Annotated in this window: 2 protein-coding genes; one reads left to right on the top strand and one right to left on the bottom strand. The window is 64.6% G+C overall.

Features of this window, described 5'->3' with window-relative positions:
- On the top strand, positions 1-538 hold a 538-nt coding region (locus ASG69_RS21320; RefSeq protein ID WP_082546993.1), incomplete at its 5' end, for an SDR family NAD(P)-dependent oxidoreductase.
- A gap of 389 nt (positions 539-927) precedes the next feature.
- On the opposite strand, the gene ASG69_RS21315 is transcribed toward ASG69_RS21320, so the two are convergent.
- The coding region (locus ASG69_RS21315; protein WP_082546992.1) for a cytochrome P450 at positions 928-1,885 on the bottom strand (958 nt) is incomplete at its 5' end.

Raw genomic sequence — 1,885 nt, 5'->3', positions numbered from 1 at the left:
TGCGCTGGCCGCCGCGTGGACCACCGCTCTCGACGGGCGGGTCGACATCCTGGTGCACAACGCTGCACTCTGCCCCGCCGTCAACACCGTCTCCCTCACCGACGCCGATCTGGAAGCGACACTTGCCGTCAACGTCCGGGCACCGCATGTTCTCACCGCAGCCCTGGCCCCGGCAATGGCCGAACGAGGCACCGGCGCGATCGTGGTCATCGGGTCGTGGATGGCCACGGTGGGCCACGCATTCGTCGGCCTGTACTCCGCCACCAAGGCGGCCGAAACCCAGCTCGCTCGAAGCTGGGCCGCCGAATTCGGACCACGAGGGATACGGGTTAACACCGTCGCGCCCGGCGCCACCCGAACTCCGATCAACGATTCGGACGGTGACGTCATTGCCGCAATGACCACCGGCATACCGGCCGGACGTCCGGGTAGGCCGGAAGAGATCGCGTCGGCCATCGCGTGGGTGGTCTCTGACGAGGCGGCCTACCTGCACGGGGCGACGATCCCGGTGGACGGTGGCATCACCGGAACCCGTTAGGCGGCGGTGGCGCCGGACGGTCGACGTGCGCGCTCGGGAACGGAGCTGACCGCCGGTGCGGCGTCGCCCGTCCCCCGACCGACACTGTTGCGATGCAACAAATGTCAGAGGCTCAGCGACAAAGAATCGGTTTCGTCCCAACGCGCATGGGCCAGCATTGACCCGCGTGCGAAAGACCTCGACGTCGGGTTGCTCGGCACCCCGCCACCCATATTATTCGCCGCATCCGGATCCCTGGCGCCGCGCGTAGATCGAGGTTCAGGCGTCGAGGGCGGCATCGTTCTCGCGCTGGTGCCGTGGCTATGAGTAACGCGAGAGAGCGACGACAGCGACTCCCGGATGCATGGACTAGCACAGCGCGTATTTGTCTCCATTACCCTCCATGCGAGTTAGGCGACCGGATCGGACCGTTCACGGGTCTGCACGGACAGATTTCGCGGCTTCAAAGTCACTGTCTCGTCGACCTCGAGCGAGTAGTCCGGTCGCCCGATGAGATCGACCCGACCGACTATGAGCGCGAGCGCAACAAGGACTTCGTGGTACGCGAACTGCCGACCGATGCAGGCGCGCAGGCCCGTTCCGAACGGCTTGTACAAATCTGCGAGATTCGCCGGAACGCGGTTACGCTCGAATCGATCTGGGTCGAACCGCTCGGGATCAGCACCCCACGCCGCATTGCGGTGCAGTTGCAGCAACACCACGAAGACCCACTCCCCCTTCTCGAAGGGGTGCTCCCCCACCATCGTGTCTCGACGAGCTTTCCGGTAGTAACCGGGCGCCACCGGCCACAACCTCAACGTCTCGTCGACCACGCGCCGCAGGTACCGCAGCTTGCCCACGTGATCGAACTGAAGATCACCCTCTGGGCAGACCGACAAGAGCTCCGCCCGGATCCGCTCGACCACGTCCGGATGAGTCGACAAGAAGTGCAGAGTGAACGCCATCACCCCGGCTGACGTCTCCTGGCCCGCAACCATGAACGTGAGGATCTGATTGCGAATGTTCTGATCGGACAACCGCTCCCCCGTCGCCGGGTCCGCGGTGCTCAACATCAAATCGAGAAGATCACCGCTCCCCGGGGCATCGCGCTCGCGCCGCATCGCGACGATGTCATCCACGAGTCGCTGAGCCACCTTGATGTCGTCTCGGTGCTGGTTACGTTCACGCCTGTAGATCGTCGCCTCGACAGCGGGGTGGGAGTACGCGGCCCGGTTGATGTACTTCAGGGCACGAGAGATTCGCACCACCAACTCGTGCGGTGCTGCGTCGTCGAACGGTCCGAAGTCGTAGCCGAAGGCCACCTCGCCGATCACACCGAGAGCAAGCTTGTTCATGTCTGCCGGTACA

Source organism: Rhodococcus sp. Leaf225 (assembly GCF_001426145.1).
GTDB lineage: Bacteria > Actinomycetota > Actinomycetes > Mycobacteriales > Mycobacteriaceae > Rhodococcoides.
This window is presented reverse-complemented; position numbering and strand designations above follow the sequence as displayed.